General features: G+C 67.2%; 17 protein-coding genes. 8 read left to right on the forward strand and 9 right to left on the reverse strand.

Features of this window, described 5'->3' with window-relative positions; genetic code table 11:
* Nucleotides 1–7: 7 nt before the first annotated feature.
* The 5 genes from PS060_RS13190 to PS060_RS13210 form a co-directional block, all read right to left on the reverse strand.
* Nucleotides 8–514, reverse strand: a complete 507-nt coding sequence (locus tag PS060_RS13190) for a YbjN domain-containing protein (protein WP_273983766.1) — start codon at nucleotides 512–514, stop codon at nucleotides 8–10.
* A 41-nt stretch (nucleotides 515–555) separates the two neighbouring features.
* Nucleotides 556–1653 carry a PA0069 family radical SAM protein gene (locus PS060_RS13195; RefSeq protein ID WP_273983768.1) on the reverse strand — a complete coding sequence of 366 codons (1098 nt, stop codon included), beginning with the start codon at nucleotides 1651–1653 and terminating at the stop codon, nucleotides 556–558.
* Nucleotides 1654–1746: 93 nt separating this feature from the next.
* Nucleotides 1747–2277: a molybdenum cofactor biosynthesis protein B gene (gene moaB / locus PS060_RS13200; protein WP_273983769.1), complete on the reverse strand. Its 531-nt coding sequence runs from the start codon at nucleotides 2275–2277 to the stop codon at nucleotides 1747–1749.
* A gap of 17 nt (nucleotides 2278–2294) precedes the next feature.
* Nucleotides 2295–4079, reverse strand: a complete 1785-nt coding sequence (locus PS060_RS13205) for a lytic transglycosylase domain-containing protein (protein ID WP_273983771.1) — start codon at nucleotides 4077–4079, stop codon at nucleotides 2295–2297.
* Nucleotides 4061–4858, reverse strand: a complete 798-nt coding sequence (locus PS060_RS13210; RefSeq protein ID WP_273983773.1) for a hypothetical protein — start codon at nucleotides 4856–4858, stop codon at nucleotides 4061–4063. The genes PS060_RS13205 and PS060_RS13210 overlap by 19 nt, the downstream gene beginning before the upstream one ends.
* A 127-nt stretch (nucleotides 4859–4985) precedes the next feature.
* Between PS060_RS13210 and PS060_RS13215 the strand changes: the two genes are divergently transcribed.
* From PS060_RS13215 to PS060_RS13250, 8 genes are all read left to right on the forward strand, one after another.
* Nucleotides 4986–6632 (forward strand): electron transfer flavoprotein-ubiquinone oxidoreductase, encoded by a 1647-nt coding sequence (locus PS060_RS13215; protein ID WP_273983775.1) that lies wholly within the window; start codon nucleotides 4986–4988, stop codon nucleotides 6630–6632.
* 122 nt (nucleotides 6633–6754) lie between these two features.
* Nucleotides 6755–7141 (forward strand): hypothetical protein, encoded by a 387-nt coding sequence (locus PS060_RS13220; protein ID WP_273983776.1) that lies wholly within the window; start codon nucleotides 6755–6757, stop codon nucleotides 7139–7141.
* Nucleotides 7141–7950 carry a 4-(cytidine 5'-diphospho)-2-C-methyl-D-erythritol kinase gene (locus PS060_RS13225; protein ID WP_273986919.1) on the forward strand — a complete coding sequence of 270 codons (810 nt, stop codon included), beginning with the start codon at nucleotides 7141–7143 and terminating at the stop codon, nucleotides 7948–7950. The genes PS060_RS13220 and PS060_RS13225 overlap by 1 nt, the downstream gene beginning before the upstream one ends.
* A gap of 117 nt (nucleotides 7951–8067) precedes the next feature.
* Nucleotides 8068–8784, forward strand: coding sequence for an N-formylglutamate amidohydrolase (locus tag PS060_RS13230; protein WP_273983777.1), 717 nt, complete (start codon nucleotides 8068–8070; stop codon nucleotides 8782–8784).
* A gap of 41 nt (nucleotides 8785–8825) precedes the next feature.
* The gene (ilvD, locus tag PS060_RS13235) at nucleotides 8826–10547 is read left to right on the forward strand and encodes a dihydroxy-acid dehydratase (RefSeq protein ID WP_273983778.1); all 1722 of its coding nucleotides are present in this window, start codon (nucleotides 8826–8828) and stop codon (nucleotides 10545–10547) included.
* Nucleotides 10528–10881, forward strand: a complete 354-nt coding sequence (locus tag PS060_RS13240; RefSeq protein WP_273983780.1) for a hypothetical protein — start codon at nucleotides 10528–10530, stop codon at nucleotides 10879–10881. Before ilvD ends, PS060_RS13240 begins: the two co-directional genes overlap by 20 nt.
* Entirely contained in the window at nucleotides 10878–12269 is a 1392-nt protein-coding gene (locus tag PS060_RS13245) for an NAD(P)H-hydrate epimerase (RefSeq protein ID WP_273983782.1), read from the forward strand. The genes PS060_RS13240 and PS060_RS13245 overlap by 4 nt, the downstream gene beginning before the upstream one ends.
* Nucleotides 12266–13474 carry a class I SAM-dependent RNA methyltransferase gene (locus tag PS060_RS13250; protein ID WP_273983783.1) on the forward strand — a complete coding sequence of 403 codons (1209 nt, stop codon included), beginning with the start codon at nucleotides 12266–12268 and terminating at the stop codon, nucleotides 13472–13474. The genes PS060_RS13245 and PS060_RS13250 overlap by 4 nt, the downstream gene beginning before the upstream one ends.
* On the opposite strand, the gene PS060_RS13255 is transcribed toward PS060_RS13250, so the two are convergent.
* From PS060_RS13255 to PS060_RS13270, 4 genes are all read right to left on the reverse strand, one after another.
* Nucleotides 13471–14262: a hydrolase 1, exosortase A system-associated gene (locus tag PS060_RS13255; protein ID WP_273983784.1), complete on the reverse strand. Its 792-nt coding sequence runs from the start codon at nucleotides 14260–14262 to the stop codon at nucleotides 13471–13473. The two genes, PS060_RS13250 and PS060_RS13255, sit on opposite strands and share 4 nt — an antisense overlap.
* The gene (locus PS060_RS13260) at nucleotides 14259–14945 is read right to left on the reverse strand and encodes a hypothetical protein (RefSeq protein WP_273983786.1); all 687 of its coding nucleotides are present in this window, start codon (nucleotides 14943–14945) and stop codon (nucleotides 14259–14261) included. Before PS060_RS13260 ends, PS060_RS13255 begins: the two co-directional genes overlap by 4 nt.
* Nucleotides 14946–14959: 14 nt before the next feature.
* On the reverse strand, nucleotides 14960–15256 hold the full coding sequence (locus PS060_RS13265; protein WP_273983788.1) for an acyl carrier protein: 297 nt from the start codon (nucleotides 15254–15256) through the stop codon (nucleotides 14960–14962).
* A gap of 81 nt (nucleotides 15257–15337) precedes the next feature.
* Nucleotides 15338–16312, reverse strand: coding sequence for a GNAT family N-acetyltransferase (locus PS060_RS13270; RefSeq protein WP_273983789.1), 975 nt, complete (start codon nucleotides 16310–16312; stop codon nucleotides 15338–15340).
* Nucleotides 16313–16317: the final 5 nt, after the last annotated feature.

A 16317-nucleotide genomic window follows, 5' to 3' on the forward strand; every position in this document is an offset into this window, starting at 1 on the left:
CGCGCTGTCACTTCGCGGCTTCTGCCTCTTCCGGGTAGAGATAGCCGAAGAAGTTGTCGAGCGAAGACGTCCACAGCGCAATCTGCGTCTCGTAGTTCTGGGGCGTGATGCCGCCGTCCGAGATGATGTAGATCCGCACGGAAATCACGCCATCGGGATCAATATAGGCGCGTCCGAAATTCTCGTTGTAATTGTAGGTGTTGATCGCTTCGAGCACCTTGGTGCGATTGGCGCCCGGCGGGTCTTCGAAGGTTGCCAGGATCGATGTGCCATAGCAGTTTTTCTCGGCTGCTTCGTCCTCGCAGGCGAGCAGCAGGCCATCGGCCAGGATCTCGCCTTCGAAGGTGATGTCGATGTTGCGTTCTTCGCTGCGGGCTTCGAAGGCGGCATTGATGGCAGTGAGCGCACGTTCGAAATCGTCGCGGGTGAAGACCTCGATCGGCTTCGATTGCGCCTCGCCTGCAGCGCCGCTGAGCGCCATTGCGCCTGCAGCGAAAATTACCATCCAACGCATCAATTTCCCCTTCCTCGCAATGACCCTGTGCCCGCCTTATCTTAAAGAAGTTGCAGTTGACCACCGCTTTGTGGCGGGCGGAACCGGCTGGCATCGAGGGTGAAGCGCGGGCGATCACCCTCGCGGCCGATCCCGGCCTTGCGGCAGGCCAGCCGGAAGCGCGCGCGGATCAGATCGGCCCATACGCCCTTGGGGTTCATGCGGCTGTGGAAATTAGGATCATTGTCGCGCCCGCCCCGCATTTCGCGCACGATCCCCATCACCTTGCCCGCCCGTTCGGGGTAGTGAACCGCGAGCCATTCGCGAAACAGCGGGGCGACTTCGTGGGGGAGGCGAAGGGGAATCCAGCCGACGCTTTTCACCCCCAATTCCGCCACGCGGGCGATGATGTTCTCCATGAATTCGTCGGTGATCGCCGGGATGACGGGGGAGAGCGAGCAATGCACCGGCACCCCCAGCTCCACCAATTTCCCCAGCGCTGCCAACCGCTTGGCGGGCGCGGCGCAGCGCGGTTCAAGCTTGGCGGAGAGCGCCGGATCAAGCGTAGTCACCGAAATCGCCACGGCCACAAGGTTCTCGCGCGCCATGGCTTCGAGCAGGTCGGCGTCCATCAGCACCCGGTCGGACTTGGTGGTGATGGTGACGGGGTGACGCGCCTCGAGGCATACTTCGAGCAGCGCGCGGGTGATCCGCCAGTCGCGCTCGATCGGCTGATAGGGATCGGTGTTGGTGCCAAACGCGATGGGCTTGGGCGAATAACCCTTCTTCGCCAATGTCTTGCGCAGCAAGTCTGCCGCCTCGGGCTTGGCGAATAGCTTGGTCTCGAAGTCCAGCCCCGGCGACAGATCATGGTAGGCGTGGGTCGGCCGGGCAAAGCAATAGACGCAGCCATGCTCGCACCCGCGATAGGCGTTGACCGATCGGTCGAAGGGGACATCGGGCGATTGGTTGAAGGTGAGGATCGACTTGGGCCGTTCCTCGGTCACGGTGGTGCGCAAGCGGACCGGGGGGCCGTCAAGGCTTGCGACATAGTCGCGCCAATCGCCATCGACCTCCCGCTCCGCCAACCCAAAGCGGGTGGGGACTTGCCCCGATTGCGCACCGCGCCCTTTGACTGGCGAATGTTCCACGTGGAACATTTACGGAACAAATGCCCGTCTGCCAACCCCGCCGCGCTGCAGATTTTGCGCAAACCGCGTTACCAGCGCGCTAAAACCCGACAGGCTCTGCGATCAGATCTCTCTTAGCCGGGGCATGAGTTCCACAAAGTTGCAGGGCCGGTTGCGGCTGTCCAATTGCTCGGCGAGGATGCCGTCCCACCCGTCCTTGACCGCCCCGTTCGATCCGGGGAGCGCAAAGATATAGGTGCCGCGCGCGACCACCGCCATGGCGCGGCTCTGGACGGTGCTGGTGCCGATCGACTTGAAGCTGAGCCAGCGGAACAGCTCGCCAAAGCCGGGGATTTCGCGCGCGCCCGCGATCATCGCCAAGGCCTCGGGTGTGACATCGCGGCCCGTCAGGCCCGTGCCGCCGGTGCTGACCACGGCATCGACCGCCGGATCCTCGATCCACGCCTCGAACTGTGCGGCGAGCAAGGCGGCATCATCCTTGACGATCATCCGCGCGGCGAGATTGTGCCCGGCCCCTGTCACACGGCCTGCCAGAATATCGCCCGAGGTGTCCGTCTCCGGCGTGCGCGTATCGGACACGGTCAGAACGGCAATGTTGATCGGCTTGAAGGCCCGGCTTGCGTCAATCGCCACGCTTGTCTCTCTCCCGCTTACGGCTCCAATCGGGCCGAGCGGGTGGTAGCAGCCTGCGGGAAATCGGGCCAGCGTCCTTGCGCCAGTGCGCGGCGGCTGGGCGAGGTGACCCCCGCGGCGCGTTCATACATCCAGTAATTGCGCATCACGATCGCGACATAGCCGCGCGTTTCCCAATAGGGGATGGACTCCATCCACAAAAGCGGATCGTTCTGGTCGTTGATCTCGGAATTCCAGCGCCCGACCGGGGTGAGCCCGGCATTATAGGCCGCCATCACCTTGGGCAGCGCGCCGCCGGTCGCCGGGCTGTCGCGCAGCATTTCGAGGTGGCGCTGGCCATAGGCGAGGTTGACCTGCGGGTCGTTCAGATCCTCATACGAAGCGCCAAGGCTGAGACGGCCCGAATGGTCGCGCGCGGTGCCGGGCATGATCTGCATCAGGCCACGCGCATTGGCGGGGCTGACCGCGGCGGCGCGGAAGTTCGATTCCTGCAGCGCGTGGGCAAAGGCCAGCGCCGGATCGACCTGCCAGCCGCCCACCGGCTGCCAATAGGCGACAGGGAAGCGAAGCGAGGGATCGCTGCTGGTGCCGTAAGGCGCGTTGTGTGCCATGAACAGCTGGGTCGAGGGCAGGCCCAGCTCGCGCGCCAGCCGGGAAAGCGCGGCATATTGATAGGACGGGCCGATCCGGGCCTCGTGCCGCAGCACTTCATCGGCCAGCGCCGGGCGGCCGATCTCGATCAGCGCGGCGGCGACCTTGGCATTGCTGCGCGTGGAAAGCTGCGCCCAGTCGTCGCTGCTCAAACGCTGGGGCGGCGCGTGCTGGGGCAGTTCGACACCGAGCTGGTCAGCCGCGAGCATCCCGTAGAGCGTCTCGTCAAGCTGGGCGGCCGCGCTCAGGTGCTGCTGCGCCTGACCCGGCTCGCGGCAGCGCACCAGCGCGCGGCTGGCCCAGTAATGCCCGGCAGCGGCGAGTTCGACATTGGCGGCCTGCGATGCGGTGCGGGCAAAGGCATCGCCCGCCAGCTGGCAATAGCCCATGCGCCATGCGGCGAGCCCCTCGACCCACGCGCCTTCGGCCACCCACGCGCCCGAGCCTTCGGCGGCGGTGCGCGCGAGTTCGAGCGCGGCGTTATCCTGGTTCTCGATGTAATAGCTCCAGGCCACGCGCTGGCGCCATTCGGCGCGCGCTTCGGCGGAGAGCATGGGATCGGCTTCGGTGAGGAGGCGGTGGGCTTCGGCGGGGTTGTCGGCCTTAATCGCGGCAAGGATTGCGGTGGCGGTGCTGCCCGGCATGGTGCCGTCGTTCACACCGCGCGGCAGGATGCGCTTGGGGGCGTAGGGCTGGCGCGCGAAGCCCTGCTCGCTCGGCAGGGCGGGGAGCGCAGCAAGCCCGCGCTTGGCCCCCATGCGCACCAGCTGTTCGGCCTGCGGCAGATCGGTGCCAGCATTGAACCATGCCGCGATCTGCTCGGGCGAGACCTTGGGGCTTTTGGCGTGGGTGTAATATTCCGCCCGCGCGGCCTGGGTCAGCACGCCATCGGGGCGCTGGGCGAGCAGGCTTTCGACCACCGGCCACTGTTCGGCATCGATCGCGGCAAACAGCTGGCGATAGAGCGCCTTGTCCTCGGCCGACAGCACAGGCGCGACCGTCCGGTCAGCCGGTGTCGCGCCGTTCCAGCGTGCCACCAGATCGCCCGATTGCGCCGCTGCCGCGCCCGGAAAGCTGACCGCCGCCAGCACGATCGCCGCAAGGCCTGCGCCGTGTCGCTTCCCCAAACGCCTCAGATTGTGGCCGACCATTCCATCCATCTCCGCCAGAACCGGGCCTTGAGCCGGGGGCTATCCATCAGGGCGTCGAGCGTCTCGCACGACATCACGGGGACATTGCCCCCGATATAGTTGATTTCACGTAAAGGTTGTTCGCCGGTGAGGCCCAGCATCGGGGCAAGGCCGGTGCCGAATACCAGCAGTCGCGCGGGCGCTACCAGGCCGATGTGATGCGCAGTGACGGCATCCATGCCGCCCGCCGCAAGGCTCGGCAGATCGGCCATCGGCGTGTGGCAGGGCAGGGCCGAGGCGATATAGGTCGCGCTGTCATCCAGCCCCATCGCCGCAAGGATGTTGCCCAGCAAGCGCCCCTGCGGCCCGCTCAGCAGCTGATCGCGATCATCGGCTTCGGGGTGGGGCACCAGCACCATCAGCGCGGCGCCTGCGCGCCCGCGCGCAGCGATGCGCGGAAAGGCGCCGGTGGTGCCCAGTGCCGGTGCGCTCAGCCACCAGTCGTGGAAGGCGGCGCAATCGGACGGGGGCGATTCGCCGAGCAGATCGCGGCGGTGGGTCTGCGGGGCAGGGGCGGGCGGGGCCAGCCTTGCGCCCTGCCGGAGCCCTGCCACCGGCGGCTCGCCCTGTGCATGGCCTGCGGGCCGAGCAGCCGCTGCACCCTCGCCTGCGCCGTGAAGGTCAGGGTCAGCCAACCACGCCGTAGCGTCATCGACAAAGTCGCAGTCCACCCCCGCCGCCTGCCACCAGGCAAGCGCCGCATCGAATTCACGCGCAAGGGTGAGGTCGGGCCGGGTCATCAGGGGGTCATGCTATCCAACGCGGGTCTTGACTGTCCCCGCGCTGGTTAGCAAGTGGACGGGCAAGCCATATCGTCAGGCTGTGCGGAGCGCGCGGCCAAACCCAACAAGGATCAGGAAAGCTTCGATGAGCGAACGTGAATCAATGCCCTGCGACGTCGTGATCGTCGGTGGCGGGCCGGCCGGGCTTTCCGCAGCGATCAAGCTGAAGCAGATCAAGGCCGATCTTGAAGTGATCGTGCTGGAAAAGGGCTCCGAGATCGGGGCGCATATCCTCTCGGGCGCGGTGGTCGATCCCAAGGCGCTGAGCGAGCTCTTCCCCGAGTGGCGCGAGATGGGCTGCCCCATGGCCGAGACCCCGGTGACCGACAACTGGCACTGGGTGCTCTCCAAGACCGGCAAGACCTCGATGCCGCACGCGATCATGCCGCCGCTGATGAGCAACCACGGCTGCTACACCGGCAGCCTCGGCAACCTCACCCGCTGGCTCGCCGAACAGGCCGAGGGGCTGGGCGTGATGGTGTTCCCCGGCTTCCCGGCCGCCGAAGTGATGATCGATGAAAACGGCGCGGTCGCGGGCGTGATCACGCAGGACATGGGCGTTGCCGCCGATGGCAGCCACAAGGGCGATTACCAGCCCGGCATGGAGATCCACGCCAAGTACACCCTGTTTGCCGAAGGCGCGCGCGGGCATCTGACCAAGCGCATGAAGGCGATGTTCGATCTTGAGGCGAACTGTCAGCCGCAGGTCTATGGCCTCGGCATCAAGGAGCTGTGGGACATCGATCCCAAGAAGCACAAGCCCGGCCGCGTGATCCACACCCAGGGCTGGCCGCTGACCGAAAGCGACAGCTGGGGCGGGGGCTTCCTCTACCATCAGGCGAACGGGCAGGTCGCGCTCGGCTTCGTAACCGCGCTCGATTACAAGAACCCCTGGGTCTCGCCCTATCAGGAATTCCAGCGCTGGAAGAACCACCCGGCGATCCGCGAATATCTCGAAGGCGGCAAGCGCGTGTCCTATGGCGCGCGGGCGATCAACGAGGGCGGCTGGCAGTCGGTGCCCAAGCTCGCCTTCCCGGGCGGCGCGCTGATCGGCTGCGCGGCGGGCTTTGTGAACGTGCCGCGCATCAAGGGCAGCCACACCGCGATGAAGAGCGGGATGCTGGCGGCCGAAAGCATCGCGGCGGCGATTGCGGCGGGTCACGAGAAGACCGAGCTGGCCGATTACGATGCGGCAGTGCGCTCCAGCTGGATCGCGACCGAACTGAAGCTCGTTCAGAACGCCCAGCCCGCCGTCGCCAAGTATGGCGGCGACATCGGCACCGCGCTGGCGGGCATCGACATGTGGATGCGCACCCTGAAGATCGGCCTGCCCATCAGCATGAAGCACAAGCCGGACTACACCTACACCGGCCGCGCTGACCTGTATCCCAAGATCGACTACCCCAAGCCCGACGGCGTCATCACCTTCGACCGCCTCACCAACGTCGCCTACAGCTACACCAACCATGCCGAGGACCAGCCGGTTCACCTGCAGGTGAGCGACATCGGCTTGCAGAAGGCGAGCGAGCTGGAAGTGTTCGGCGGCCCCTCGGCGCGTTATTGCCCGGCGGGGGTCTATGAATGGCTTCAGGAGGCCGACGGCAGCCCGAAGTTCCAGATCAACTCGCAGAACTGCGTCCACTGCAAGACCTGCGACATCAAGGACCCCAACCAGAACATCAACTGGGTGACGCCGGAAGGCGGCGGCGGGCCGAACTATCCGAATATGTGATGCGCCCTCGTTTTCTTCGTCATTGCGACCCCGGACTTGATCCGGGGGAAGCAATCCATGGAACAGCTGCAAATCAGCGGATCGAAGGTCATGGATTGCCGCGTCGCCTGCGGCGCCTCGCAATGACGAAGAACGGAAAATTGGTTCTGCCCACGATCACTTACGCAAAGACCATCGTCGCGTTGGTCGCAGCGACGGCGCTGGGGGTTTGCGCCCCTGCTAAAGCTCACCAACCGGTGGTCTCCGAAGATCAGGCTTGCGAGCGGGTGATGTCTGTGCTGGCCGCCAATAAGACCTACCGTGCAGAGCAGATGGCAGGCTGCGACGGCGGTGTTAGTGACGAGTTTCCCGGCCATTACGTCCTGCGCGTCAATGCCTACTGCCGCGATCCGCAAGGCTGTGGCAGCGTGTTGCTCGGCTGGTATGCGGTCGAGGCGGCGAGCGGGGCTGTGCACGATTGGGATGTCGGCGAATGGCGGATCGGCGCAAGGATCGACCGGGATAGATGATGCGCGAAACCGCCTCGGAAATTGGATACGCCAAGATCAACCTCGCGCTGCACGTCCGCAGGCGGCGGGAGGACGGGTATCACGAGCTTGAGACCCTGTTCGCCTTCGTCGATGCGGGCGATGTGCTGACGGCGACACCCGCCGCGCAGGACAGCGTCACCACGCTGGGCGAGTTTGCTGGGGTGCTCGATAATCCCTTCGACAACCTCGTCGCCCGCGCGCTCAATGCCCTCCCGCGCCCGCGAGGCCTCGCGATGACGCTGGAGAAGAACCTCCCCGTTGCGGCTGGTCTTGGCGGTGGGTCGGCGGATGCGGGGGCGGTGTTTCGCATGGTCCAGGCATTGCACGGCCTGCCGGAGGACTGGCAGGCGCGCGCGGCGAAGCTCGGCGCGGATGTGCCCGCCTGCGTGCTCAGCCGCACCCATATCGGCCTCGGCACCGGCACCGAGCAGGTGGACGTCGAGGATGACCTCGCCGGAACCCCCGTCCTGCTGGTCAATCCGAGAGTGCCGCTTGCGACAGGCCCGGTGTTCAAGGCGTGGGACAGGGAGGATCGCGGCGCGTTGCCTGAAGGCTGCGCCAGCCGGATCGCGCGGGAAGGGCGCAACGACCTCGAAGCCCCGGCCATTTCGCTCTGCCCCGTAATCGCCGAGGTGCTGGCGGCCCTCCAGACGACGAACCCGTGGCTCGCCCGAATGTCCGGCTCGGGCGCGACCTGCTTTGCGCTCTATGACACGCCCGAGGCCCGCGATGCGGCGGCGGCTGCCATGCCGGAGGAGTGGTGGACCATGGCGGGGCGGCTGCGGTGATCTCTCCCACATCCGTTCGCCCTGCGCTTGTCGAAGGGCCGTCCTTCCTTGAAAACCAGCGCCTTCGCAAAGGCAGTGCGGTGCTTCGACAAGCTCAGCACGAACGGGTTCTGGAAAATGAGTGAAGCCTTCCGCCAGCTTGGGGTGCCCGCCCCCGGCGGGATCGTCTGCACCGCCGACCATGCCTCGAACCATGTGCCCGAGGACATCCCCCTCGGCATCCCCGAACACCTGCTCCACGAGCACATCGCCCTCGACATCGGCACCGAGGCCATAGCCGAATTGCTGGCGAGGGATCACGCCATCCCCGCCCATATCGCCGCCGTCAGCCGCCTCGTGTGCGACCTCAACCGCGAGGAGAGCGCCCCCGGCCTCATACCGCCGGAGAGCGATGGGCACCCCATACCCGGTAATTTCGGCGCCGACAGGGAAGCGCGCCTCGCCCGCTTCCACCGCCCCTACCACACCGCGCTCGAGCAATGGCTGGGGCAGGCCGCACCGGCGCTGATCCTTTCGCTCCACTCCTTCACCCCGCGCTTGGCGACTTCCGAGGCCGCGCGGCCGTGGCAGGTGGGGGTGCTCTACAATCAGGATGATCGCGCCGCGCGCATCGCTATACCGCTGCTCGAAGCCGAGGGGCTGAATGTCGGCGACAACCTCCCCTATTCGGGGCGCGATCTCAATTACACCATGAACCGCCATGCCGAAGCCGAGGGTCGTCCTTATCTCGGCGTGGAATTGCGGCAAGACCTGACGCAGACCGCCGAAGATCACACCCGCTGGGCCGCGCTCTTGGCAAAAATTGCGCAAAGGGTTGCGTCGGAGCTTCGCTAAAGGCAAGGGCGTGTCGTAAATTGCCGCCAACGGGAAATCTTATGTCGCAGAAGTTTGACAAGTCGAAGCTCCCCAGCCGCCACGTCTCGGTCGGCCCGGAGCGCGCGCCGCATCGCTCCTACTACTACGCGATGGGCATGACCGAGGAAGAGATCGCCGCGCCCTTCGTCGGCGTGGTCAGTGCAGGCAATGATTCCGCACCCTGCAACACCACCCTCAACGCTCAGGCCGATGTCTGCCGCGAGGGCGTGATCGCCGGCGGCGGCACCCCGCGGCGGTTCAACACCATCACCGTCACCGACGGCATCGCGATGGGCCACCAGGGGATGAAGTCCTCGCTGATCAGCCGCGAGGTGATTGCCGATTCCATCGAGCTTTCGATGCGCGGGCACTGCTATGACGCGCTCGTCGGGTTCGCGGGCTGCGACAAGAGCCTGCCGGGCATGATGATGGCGATGCTGCGGCTCAACGTGCCGTCGATCTTCGTCTATGGCGGCTCGATCCTGCCGGGGAGCTATGACGGCAAGGATGTGACGGTAAAGGACGTGTTCGAGGCGGTGGGGCAATATGCCGCGGGGAACTGCCCGCTCAAGGATCTGATCGCGCTCGAAAAGGTGGCCTGTCCGGGGCATGGCGCCTGCGGTGGCCAGTACACCGCCAACACCATGGCCTGCGTGGGCGAGGCGATCGGGCTGTCCCTGCCCAACAGCAACATGGTGCCCGCGCCCTATCAGAACCGCGCCGAAATCGCGACGGCGGCAGGCAAGCAGGTGATGGAACTGCTCGCGATGAACTTGAGGCCGCGTGACATTTGTACCCGCGAAGCCTTTGAAAATGCAGCGCGTGTTGTCGCTGCGACCGGGGGCTCGACCAATGCGGGGCTGCACCTGCCTGCGATGGCGAGCGAGGCGGGTATCGCCTTCGACCTGTTCGATGTCGCGGAGATCTTCAAGACCACCCCCTACATCGCCGATCTGCAACCCGGCGGGCGTTACGTCGCCAAGGATATGTACGACGCGGGCGGCGTCTATATGCTGATGAAGACGATGCTCGAAAACGGCCTCCTCCACGGCGATTGCATGACCGTGACGGGCAAGACCTTGGCCGAGAACATCGATCAGGTCACCTGGAACCCCGACCAGAAGGTGATCTACGACGTAAAGACCCCGCTCAGCCCCACCGGCGGCGTGGTTGGCCTCAAGGGCAGCCTTGCGCCCGACGGGGCCATCGTGAAGGTCGCCGGGATGGCGCGGCTTCAGTTCACCGGCCCTGCGCAGGTGTTCGATTGCGAGGAGGATTGCTTTGCCGCGGTCGAAGCGCGGCAGATCAAGGAAGGCGCGGTGATCGTGATCCGCTACGAAGGCCCGAAGGGCGGTCCCGGAATGCGCGAGATGCTCTCGACCACCGCCGCGCTCTACGGGCAAGGCATGGGCGAGAAGGTTGCGCTGATCACCGACGGGCGTTTCTCGGGCGCGACCCGCGGCTTCTGCATCGGCCATGTCGGCCCGGAAGCCGCAGACGGCGGCCCGATTGCGCTGGTCGAGGATGGCGACATCATTTCGATCGATGCGGTGGCGGGCACGATCGACCTCGACGTTCCCGAAGACGTGCTGGCCGCCCGCCGCGCCAAGTGGCAGCCGCGAACCAATGATTACCAGTCAGGCGCGCTGTGGCGTTACAGTCAGGTCGTTGGCAAGGCCCGCTATGGCGCGCTCACCCATCCGGGAGCCAAGGCGGAAACCCATGTCTTTGCGGATATTTAACGCCCTTGGACTGACGGTTCTGCTGGCGGCCTGCGGGGCCGGGGAGAGCCCGCCGCCTCCCGGCGACGAGGTCGAATGTGCGCTGGGCGCGGGGGCTGCGTTCTCGCCGGTCTGCACCCTCGAAGTGGTGGCGGGCGGGGGCGAGATCGTCCTCCACCACCCCGATGGCGGGTTTCGTCGCCTGGCGCGCGATCCTGCTACCGGAACGCTCACCCCGCGTGACGGGGCCGATCCGCTGGTTATCGAAGCGGACGATGAGGGCGCGCTTGCCTTTGCCATCGGGGCGGATCGCTATCGCATCCCCCGCAGGCTGCTGGCCCCGCCGCCGCAGTGACAAGCGCGCAGGTTCTCACCGCCGCGCAGATGCGCGCTGCCGAACAGGCACTGTTCGATGCAGGAGTGAGCGTCAGCGCATTGATGGAGATTGCCGCTGGTGGCGCTGCCGAGTGGGTGCGCCGGGTCGCGGCGGGCCGGGCGGTGACGGTGCTGTGCGGCCCCGGCAACAATGGCGGCGATGGCTATGTTATCGCACGGCTTTTGCGAGAGGCGGGCAATGCGGTCAGCGTCATCGCACCGCTAGATTCGACCACCGATGCCGCGCGTGAGGCCCGCGCGCGCTGGAACGGGCCGGTCGCAACGGCAGGCGGTGGCGCTGCGGGTGATGTCTTCGTCGATTGCCTGTTCGGATCGGGCCTGTCGCGCCCCTTGGTCCCCGAACACGCGCTGATGCTGCGCGATCTGGCCGCGCGGCACCGTTACCGCGTGGCGGTTGATCTGCCCTCGGGGATCGCCACGGATAGCGGCGCCTTGCTGAATGATCGGCTCCCGGCCTATGATCTGACGCTTGCGCTGGGGGCGTGGAAGCTGGCGCATTGGAGCCTGCCGGGCCGCGCGCTGATGGGGCAGATGCGGTGTGTGCCGATCGGGATCGGGGCGGTCGAAGGTGCGGCGCAGCTGGTGGAGCGACCCTCCATTCCCGCCCCAGCGCGCGACAGCCACAAGTATCGCCGCGGGCTGCTCGGGATCGTCGCGGGCGCCATGCCCGGCGCGAGCCTCTTGGCGGCGAGCGCGGCGCAGGGGGCAGGGGCAGGCTATGTCCGGCTCTTGGCTGAGGCCGCCGACCCGCGCACCCCGCCCGATGTGGTGAGCGATACCGCGCCGCTCGAACAGGCGCTCGCCGATCCGCGGATGGCGGCGGTGCTGGTCGGGCCGGGGCTGGGGCGCGATGCGGCGGCGGCCATGCGGCTGACGGCTGCGCTTGCGGCCAGCCGGGCGCTGGTGGTTGATGCCGACGCCCTGATGCTGCTCGGGCCGGCGATGCTGCGGCAGGGTCAGCCACTCCTTGCCACCCCGCATGATGGCGAGCTTGCGGCGCTGTGCCGCAGCTTTGGCGTGATTGCGGAAGGGCGGCGCGCCCGAGCCCTGGCGCTGGCCCGGACAAGCGGGATGATGGTGCTGGCCAAGGGGCCGGACAGCTGCGTGGCTTCGCCCGATGGCCGCCTCGCGCTGGCACCGCCTGCATCCAGCTGGCTTTCAGTGGCCGGAACCGGGGACGTGCTGGCGGGGATCGCCGCAAGCCGCATGGCGACCGGAGACGATCCTTTCACCGCGGCCTGCGCTGCGCTGTGGCTTCATGGAGAGGCCGCAAGGCGCGCAGGGGCGGCGTTCAGCCCGACGCAGCTTGCCCAAAGGGTGCCAGAGGCGCTAGCGGCCTGCGGGTGAGCAATTCCGAAATCATCATTCGCCTCGCCGCCAAGGGCGACGGCGTGACCCCCTCGGGCCGCCATGTGGCAGGGGCAGTGCCCGGTGATCAGGTGGATGCCGCGGGCGTAATCACGCCCGGCCCGCATCACCAGACGCCGCCGTGTCGTCACTTCGCAACCTGTGGCGGATGTCAGCTGCAACACGCTGATGATGAGGTGCTTTCTGACTTCGTGCGGGACCGGGTGGTCAATGCCGCGCGCGGGCAGGGGCTTGAACCGGACGAGCTGCTCCCCGTCCACCTTTCGCCCCCGCACACCCGTCGCCGCGCCGGGCTGCACGCCCTGCGCACGGCGCGGGGCGCGGTGCTCGGCTACCGCGAGGGCGGTTCGCACAAGGTGGTCGATCTGGCCGAGTGCCCGGTGCTCCACCCTGATCTTGCCGCGCTGATTGCGCCGCTGCGCCAGTTTGTCGCCGCCCACGGCCCCAAGGGGATGGTGGGGATCGACCTCACGCGCGCCGATCAGGGGGTTGAGGTGGGGCTGTCGCACTTCCCGCTCGAGGGGCTCGGCCCGACCGAGGCGGCGCTCGATTTTGCGCGCGACCATCAGCTTGCCCGGCTTGCGATCGATCAGGGCTACGCGCCTGAGACGGTGTGGGAGCCGGAGCCGGTCACGGTGACGCTGTCGGGCGTGCCGGTCGGCCTGCCGCCGGGCGCTTTCCTTCAGGCAACCGATGATGCGCAGGAACAGATGGTCGCCGATGCGCGGGCCTGGCTGGGCGAGGCGCGGGTCGTGGCCGATCTGTTTGCGGGCCTTGGCACTTTTGCCTTCGGGTTGAGAGCCAAGGACGATGGTGCTCGCAAGGTGCTCGCGGTCGAGGCCGAGCGTGCGGCGCATCTCGCCTGCAAGACCGCAGGCGCGCGCGCCGGGGGGCAGGTTCTTGCCTTGCACCGCGATCTGTTTCGCAGCCCTTTGCAGCCGGACGAGTTGAACCGTTTCGACGCGGTCGTGCTCGATCCGCCGCGGGCCGGAGCGCGGGCGCAAGTCGCGGAAATCGCCCGGAGTACCCTCAGCCGGGTGGTCTATGTCAGCTGCAACCCCTCAAGCTGGGCCCGCGATGCGGCGGTGCTGGGCGAGGCGGGCTTCCGGCTGACGCGGCTGCGGCCGGTCGGCCAGTTCCGCTGGTCGACCCATGTCGAGCTGGTGAGCCTGTTCGAGCGCTAGGCGCGCAGCATTTCAAGCAGCTGCGCATCAAGCCACGCGCTGTGCTCGGGCTCGACATAGGCATGGCCCGCGCCCTCGCAGCGGCGGATGCGGGGATCGGCCTTGTTCCATGCCCCTTCGAACACCTGCGCGGTGCGGTCAGCCGTCGCCAGCAGGATGGCAACCTCTCCGCCGAAACCCGCGAGGCCTGCGGCCATGTCCTGTGCAAGGCTGGACGGTGGCGGGGGCGGGCTGAGCGCCTGTCTGATCCCATGCGCAAGCTTGCGCAGGTTCACACCGCCGCCCAGCAACCGCATGACTTCACGCGGGTTTGTGAGCTTCTCGAGGTAGCGAGCGCGGATCGCTGCGGGGGGCGGGGTATCGTCGGTCGCACCGCTGGCGCTGTCCTGTTCGATCGTCCACGGATTGGACAGCACCAGCGTATCCATCCCCGCGCCGCCTGCCAGCATCAGCGCCGAGGCCGCATCGCAATTGCCGAAAGCCACCACCCGCGACATTTGCGGCACCATCGCCCGAAAGGCATCGAGCGCGGCGGCGATGTCCTTGGCCGAATGACGAAAACCGCGATTTTCGCCTTCGCTGTCGCCGATTCCGCGGCGATCGAAGCGGAACACCGGGAAGCCCGCCTGCGCAATCCGCGCGGCCATCGCCGCCTGCCCGCCAAAGGCACCGCTGCGGATCTCGTTGCCGCCGGTCACGATCAGCAGGCCGCTGCTGCCCGGCGCGGTGTCGAGCGTCCCGGCAAGCGTCTGATTGCCGCAAGCGAAGGTCAGCGACAGACGGCTCATCCCGCTGATCCTGCGATGGAATCGGCAATCAGGGCGGCGAGACGATCGGCCTGCGCGGAATCGTCATCGGGTTCTGCGCGCAGCCACAGGCCCGGGCCGCCGATGGCGGATTGGGCGATCTCGGTCTGACCATCGGAAAGCCGCGGCTCGGCATCGGCAAGGCTCTGGATGAGCCCGGCGCCAAGCGACCAGCCGCCCAGCGTCAGCCCCTCGGTCCGGCCCAGCGCCAGCAGCGCTTCGGCGCGTTCCTCGCGGCCTGCCTCACGCGCGGCGATGGTGCGCGCACGGATCATGCCGCGCAGCAGCTTGGGGCCGGATTGCGGGGCATAGTGCCAACCGGGCAGGTGGTCGGGGGTAACCAGCGCGCCCGCGCGGATCGCCAGAACATGGGTGGCCGCGAACTGCTGCGCTGCGGTTGCCATGCCCGCCTGCCATCCGGCGAGCGTCTGCACCGCCAGTGGGGTGAGGCTGTCATTGCAGCCGGGCAAGTCGGGCAAAAAACTGTCGATCCCGGCGCGGTCGAGCCGCCGCATCACCTCGACCGTGAAGCGACGCAGCTTGTTCGCCTCGTCGAACCACGCCGGACACACCAGCACCCGCCGCTGGCGCCCCTGATCGAAGGCGACCAGCAGTTCCTCCCGGCCCGCGCCATCCGCGCCGGTGGGCGTCCAGGTCGAGATCATGCCCACGCGGGGACTTAACTGTCGGCGAGCTTGGCCTTGGCGAAGGCCAGCAGCCCGCCATAGGTCTCGAGCATCTCGCCATCGACATCATCGTCTTCGATCACGATGCCGAGCCGGTCTTCCATTTCGGTCAGAAGGCCTGCGACCGCCATCGAATCCAGTTCGGGCAGGTGGCCGAACAGGCCCGATTCAGGGCCGAAGGCGGCCGCCTGCGCCGGGTCAAGCCCGAGGACATCGGCGATCAAGCCCTTGAGTTCCTGATCAAGCGCAGCCTCGGCGGCTTCGCCTGGCATGGTCGGAAGTGAAGTCATCGGATCGCCCAAATCCCTGTCAACGGCGGATGGCCGCGGGGCTTAGCCATGCCGGTGCCCCGGTGCAAGCGTCGCACAGCGTCACGCGCGCGCCCCAGCGAGCAGACGCTTGGCCAGCGGCGCCCATGCTTTGGGCTGTCCACGATCGAGACAGTCGATCCGGAACCGGGGGCGCACCTCCTCCATCCAGTCGGCCTTGTAGCTTTGGTCGCCCGTGCCGAAGTCGACGAGGGCGACTGTGTCGACGTCGATCACATGGGCAAACAGCGCGGCGGTCAGCGTGGTTCCGGCCGACAGCGGCTTGTGGCTTTCGAGATGGGCGAGCTTGTGGATGTAGGCGATGCCGTTCTCGACCGTCCAGCATTGCGCGGCGACCGCCAGCCCTTCTGCCCGCGCGACACCCAGACGCAAGCGACCGGCCTCGCCCTCGCTTTGCGCAAAAGCGCGCAGCATGGCGGGCTGATCTTCGGCGGGTTTCCAGCTGGCGGCGTAGATCGCCTCGTAATCAGCCCAGACGTCTGCATCGAAGCGGGTGAGCACCTCGACCTCGACCTTCTTCGCCTTGCGCTTCAGCGTGGTGCGCAAGGGGCCGGGGCGGGTCTCCCAATATTCGGCAAAGCTGCGCCCGCGCACGGGGAGGATGTGGTTGATATCGCAAGGCTCGACTGCGACCTGCCAGCCTGCCGCCCGGAAGGCGCGGGCGAGCCGGTCAGCCGAGCCATCCTCGCCCGGCACCGGTTCGAGCGTCACGCGCCAGCCGCGGCTTTTCAATTGCCGCGCGATCGCTTCGAGCAGCCGGTCGCCCGCTGGGCCGGGCGGGGCGAGCTCGCGCCAGGTGAAGCTGTACCAGTTGCGTAAGGGGGTGATCCGCCCACGATCGCTGGTCAGCGCAAGCGCTGCGGTCGCCTCGCCATCGCCCGCCATCGCGACCAGCGGGACAAGCCCCGTCTCGGCGAGCAGCGCAAACCACTCGGCCCGGTCAAAGGGCGCGGTCGCTTGCGGCGCAGTCAGCGCTTGCAAGACGTTAACGCTATCGTGATACCGCGCTTCGATCACTGGAA

It is taken from the genome of Erythrobacter sp. BLCC-B19, from assembly GCF_028621955.1.
GTDB lineage: Bacteria > Pseudomonadota > Alphaproteobacteria > Sphingomonadales > Sphingomonadaceae > Erythrobacter.

Excerpts from the sequence above, each read along its gene's own strand:
- PS060_RS13190 (WP_273983766.1), bottom strand. The coding sequence starts at position 514 with ATGCGTTGGATGGTAATTTTCGCTGCAGGCGCAATGGCGCTCAGCGGC.
- PS060_RS13265 (WP_273983788.1), bottom strand. The coding sequence starts at position 15,256 with ATGACTTCACTTCCGACCATGCCAGGCGAAGCCGCCGAGGCTGCGCTT.
- PS060_RS13210 (WP_273983773.1), bottom strand. The coding sequence starts at position 4,858 with ATGACCCGGCCCGACCTCACCCTTGCGCGTGAATTCGATGCGGCGCTT.
- PS060_RS13220 (WP_273983776.1), top strand. The coding sequence starts at position 6,755 with ATGACGAAGAACGGAAAATTGGTTCTGCCCACGATCACTTACGCAAAG.
- PS060_RS13215 (WP_273983775.1), top strand. The coding sequence starts at position 4,986 with ATGAGCGAACGTGAATCAATGCCCTGCGACGTCGTGATCGTCGGTGGC.
- PS060_RS13255 (WP_273983784.1), bottom strand. The coding sequence starts at position 14,262 with ATGAGCCGTCTGTCGCTGACCTTCGCTTGCGGCAATCAGACGCTTGCC.
- ilvD (WP_273983778.1), top strand. The coding sequence starts at position 8,826 with ATGTCGCAGAAGTTTGACAAGTCGAAGCTCCCCAGCCGCCACGTCTCG.
- PS060_RS13230 (WP_273983777.1), top strand. The coding sequence starts at position 8,068 with ATGAGTGAAGCCTTCCGCCAGCTTGGGGTGCCCGCCCCCGGCGGGATC.
- PS060_RS13205 (WP_273983771.1), bottom strand. The coding sequence starts at position 4,079 with ATGGTCGGCCACAATCTGAGGCGTTTGGGGAAGCGACACGGCGCAGGC.
- PS060_RS13195 (WP_273983768.1), bottom strand. The coding sequence starts at position 1,653 with ATGTTCCACGTGGAACATTCGCCAGTCAAAGGGCGCGGTGCGCAATCG.
- PS060_RS13260 (WP_273983786.1), bottom strand. The coding sequence starts at position 14,945 with ATGATCTCGACCTGGACGCCCACCGGCGCGGATGGCGCGGGCCGGGAG.
- PS060_RS13225 (WP_273986919.1), top strand. The coding sequence starts at position 7,141 with ATGCGCGAAACCGCCTCGGAAATTGGATACGCCAAGATCAACCTCGCG.
- PS060_RS13240 (WP_273983780.1), top strand. The coding sequence starts at position 10,528 with ATGTCTTTGCGGATATTTAACGCCCTTGGACTGACGGTTCTGCTGGCG.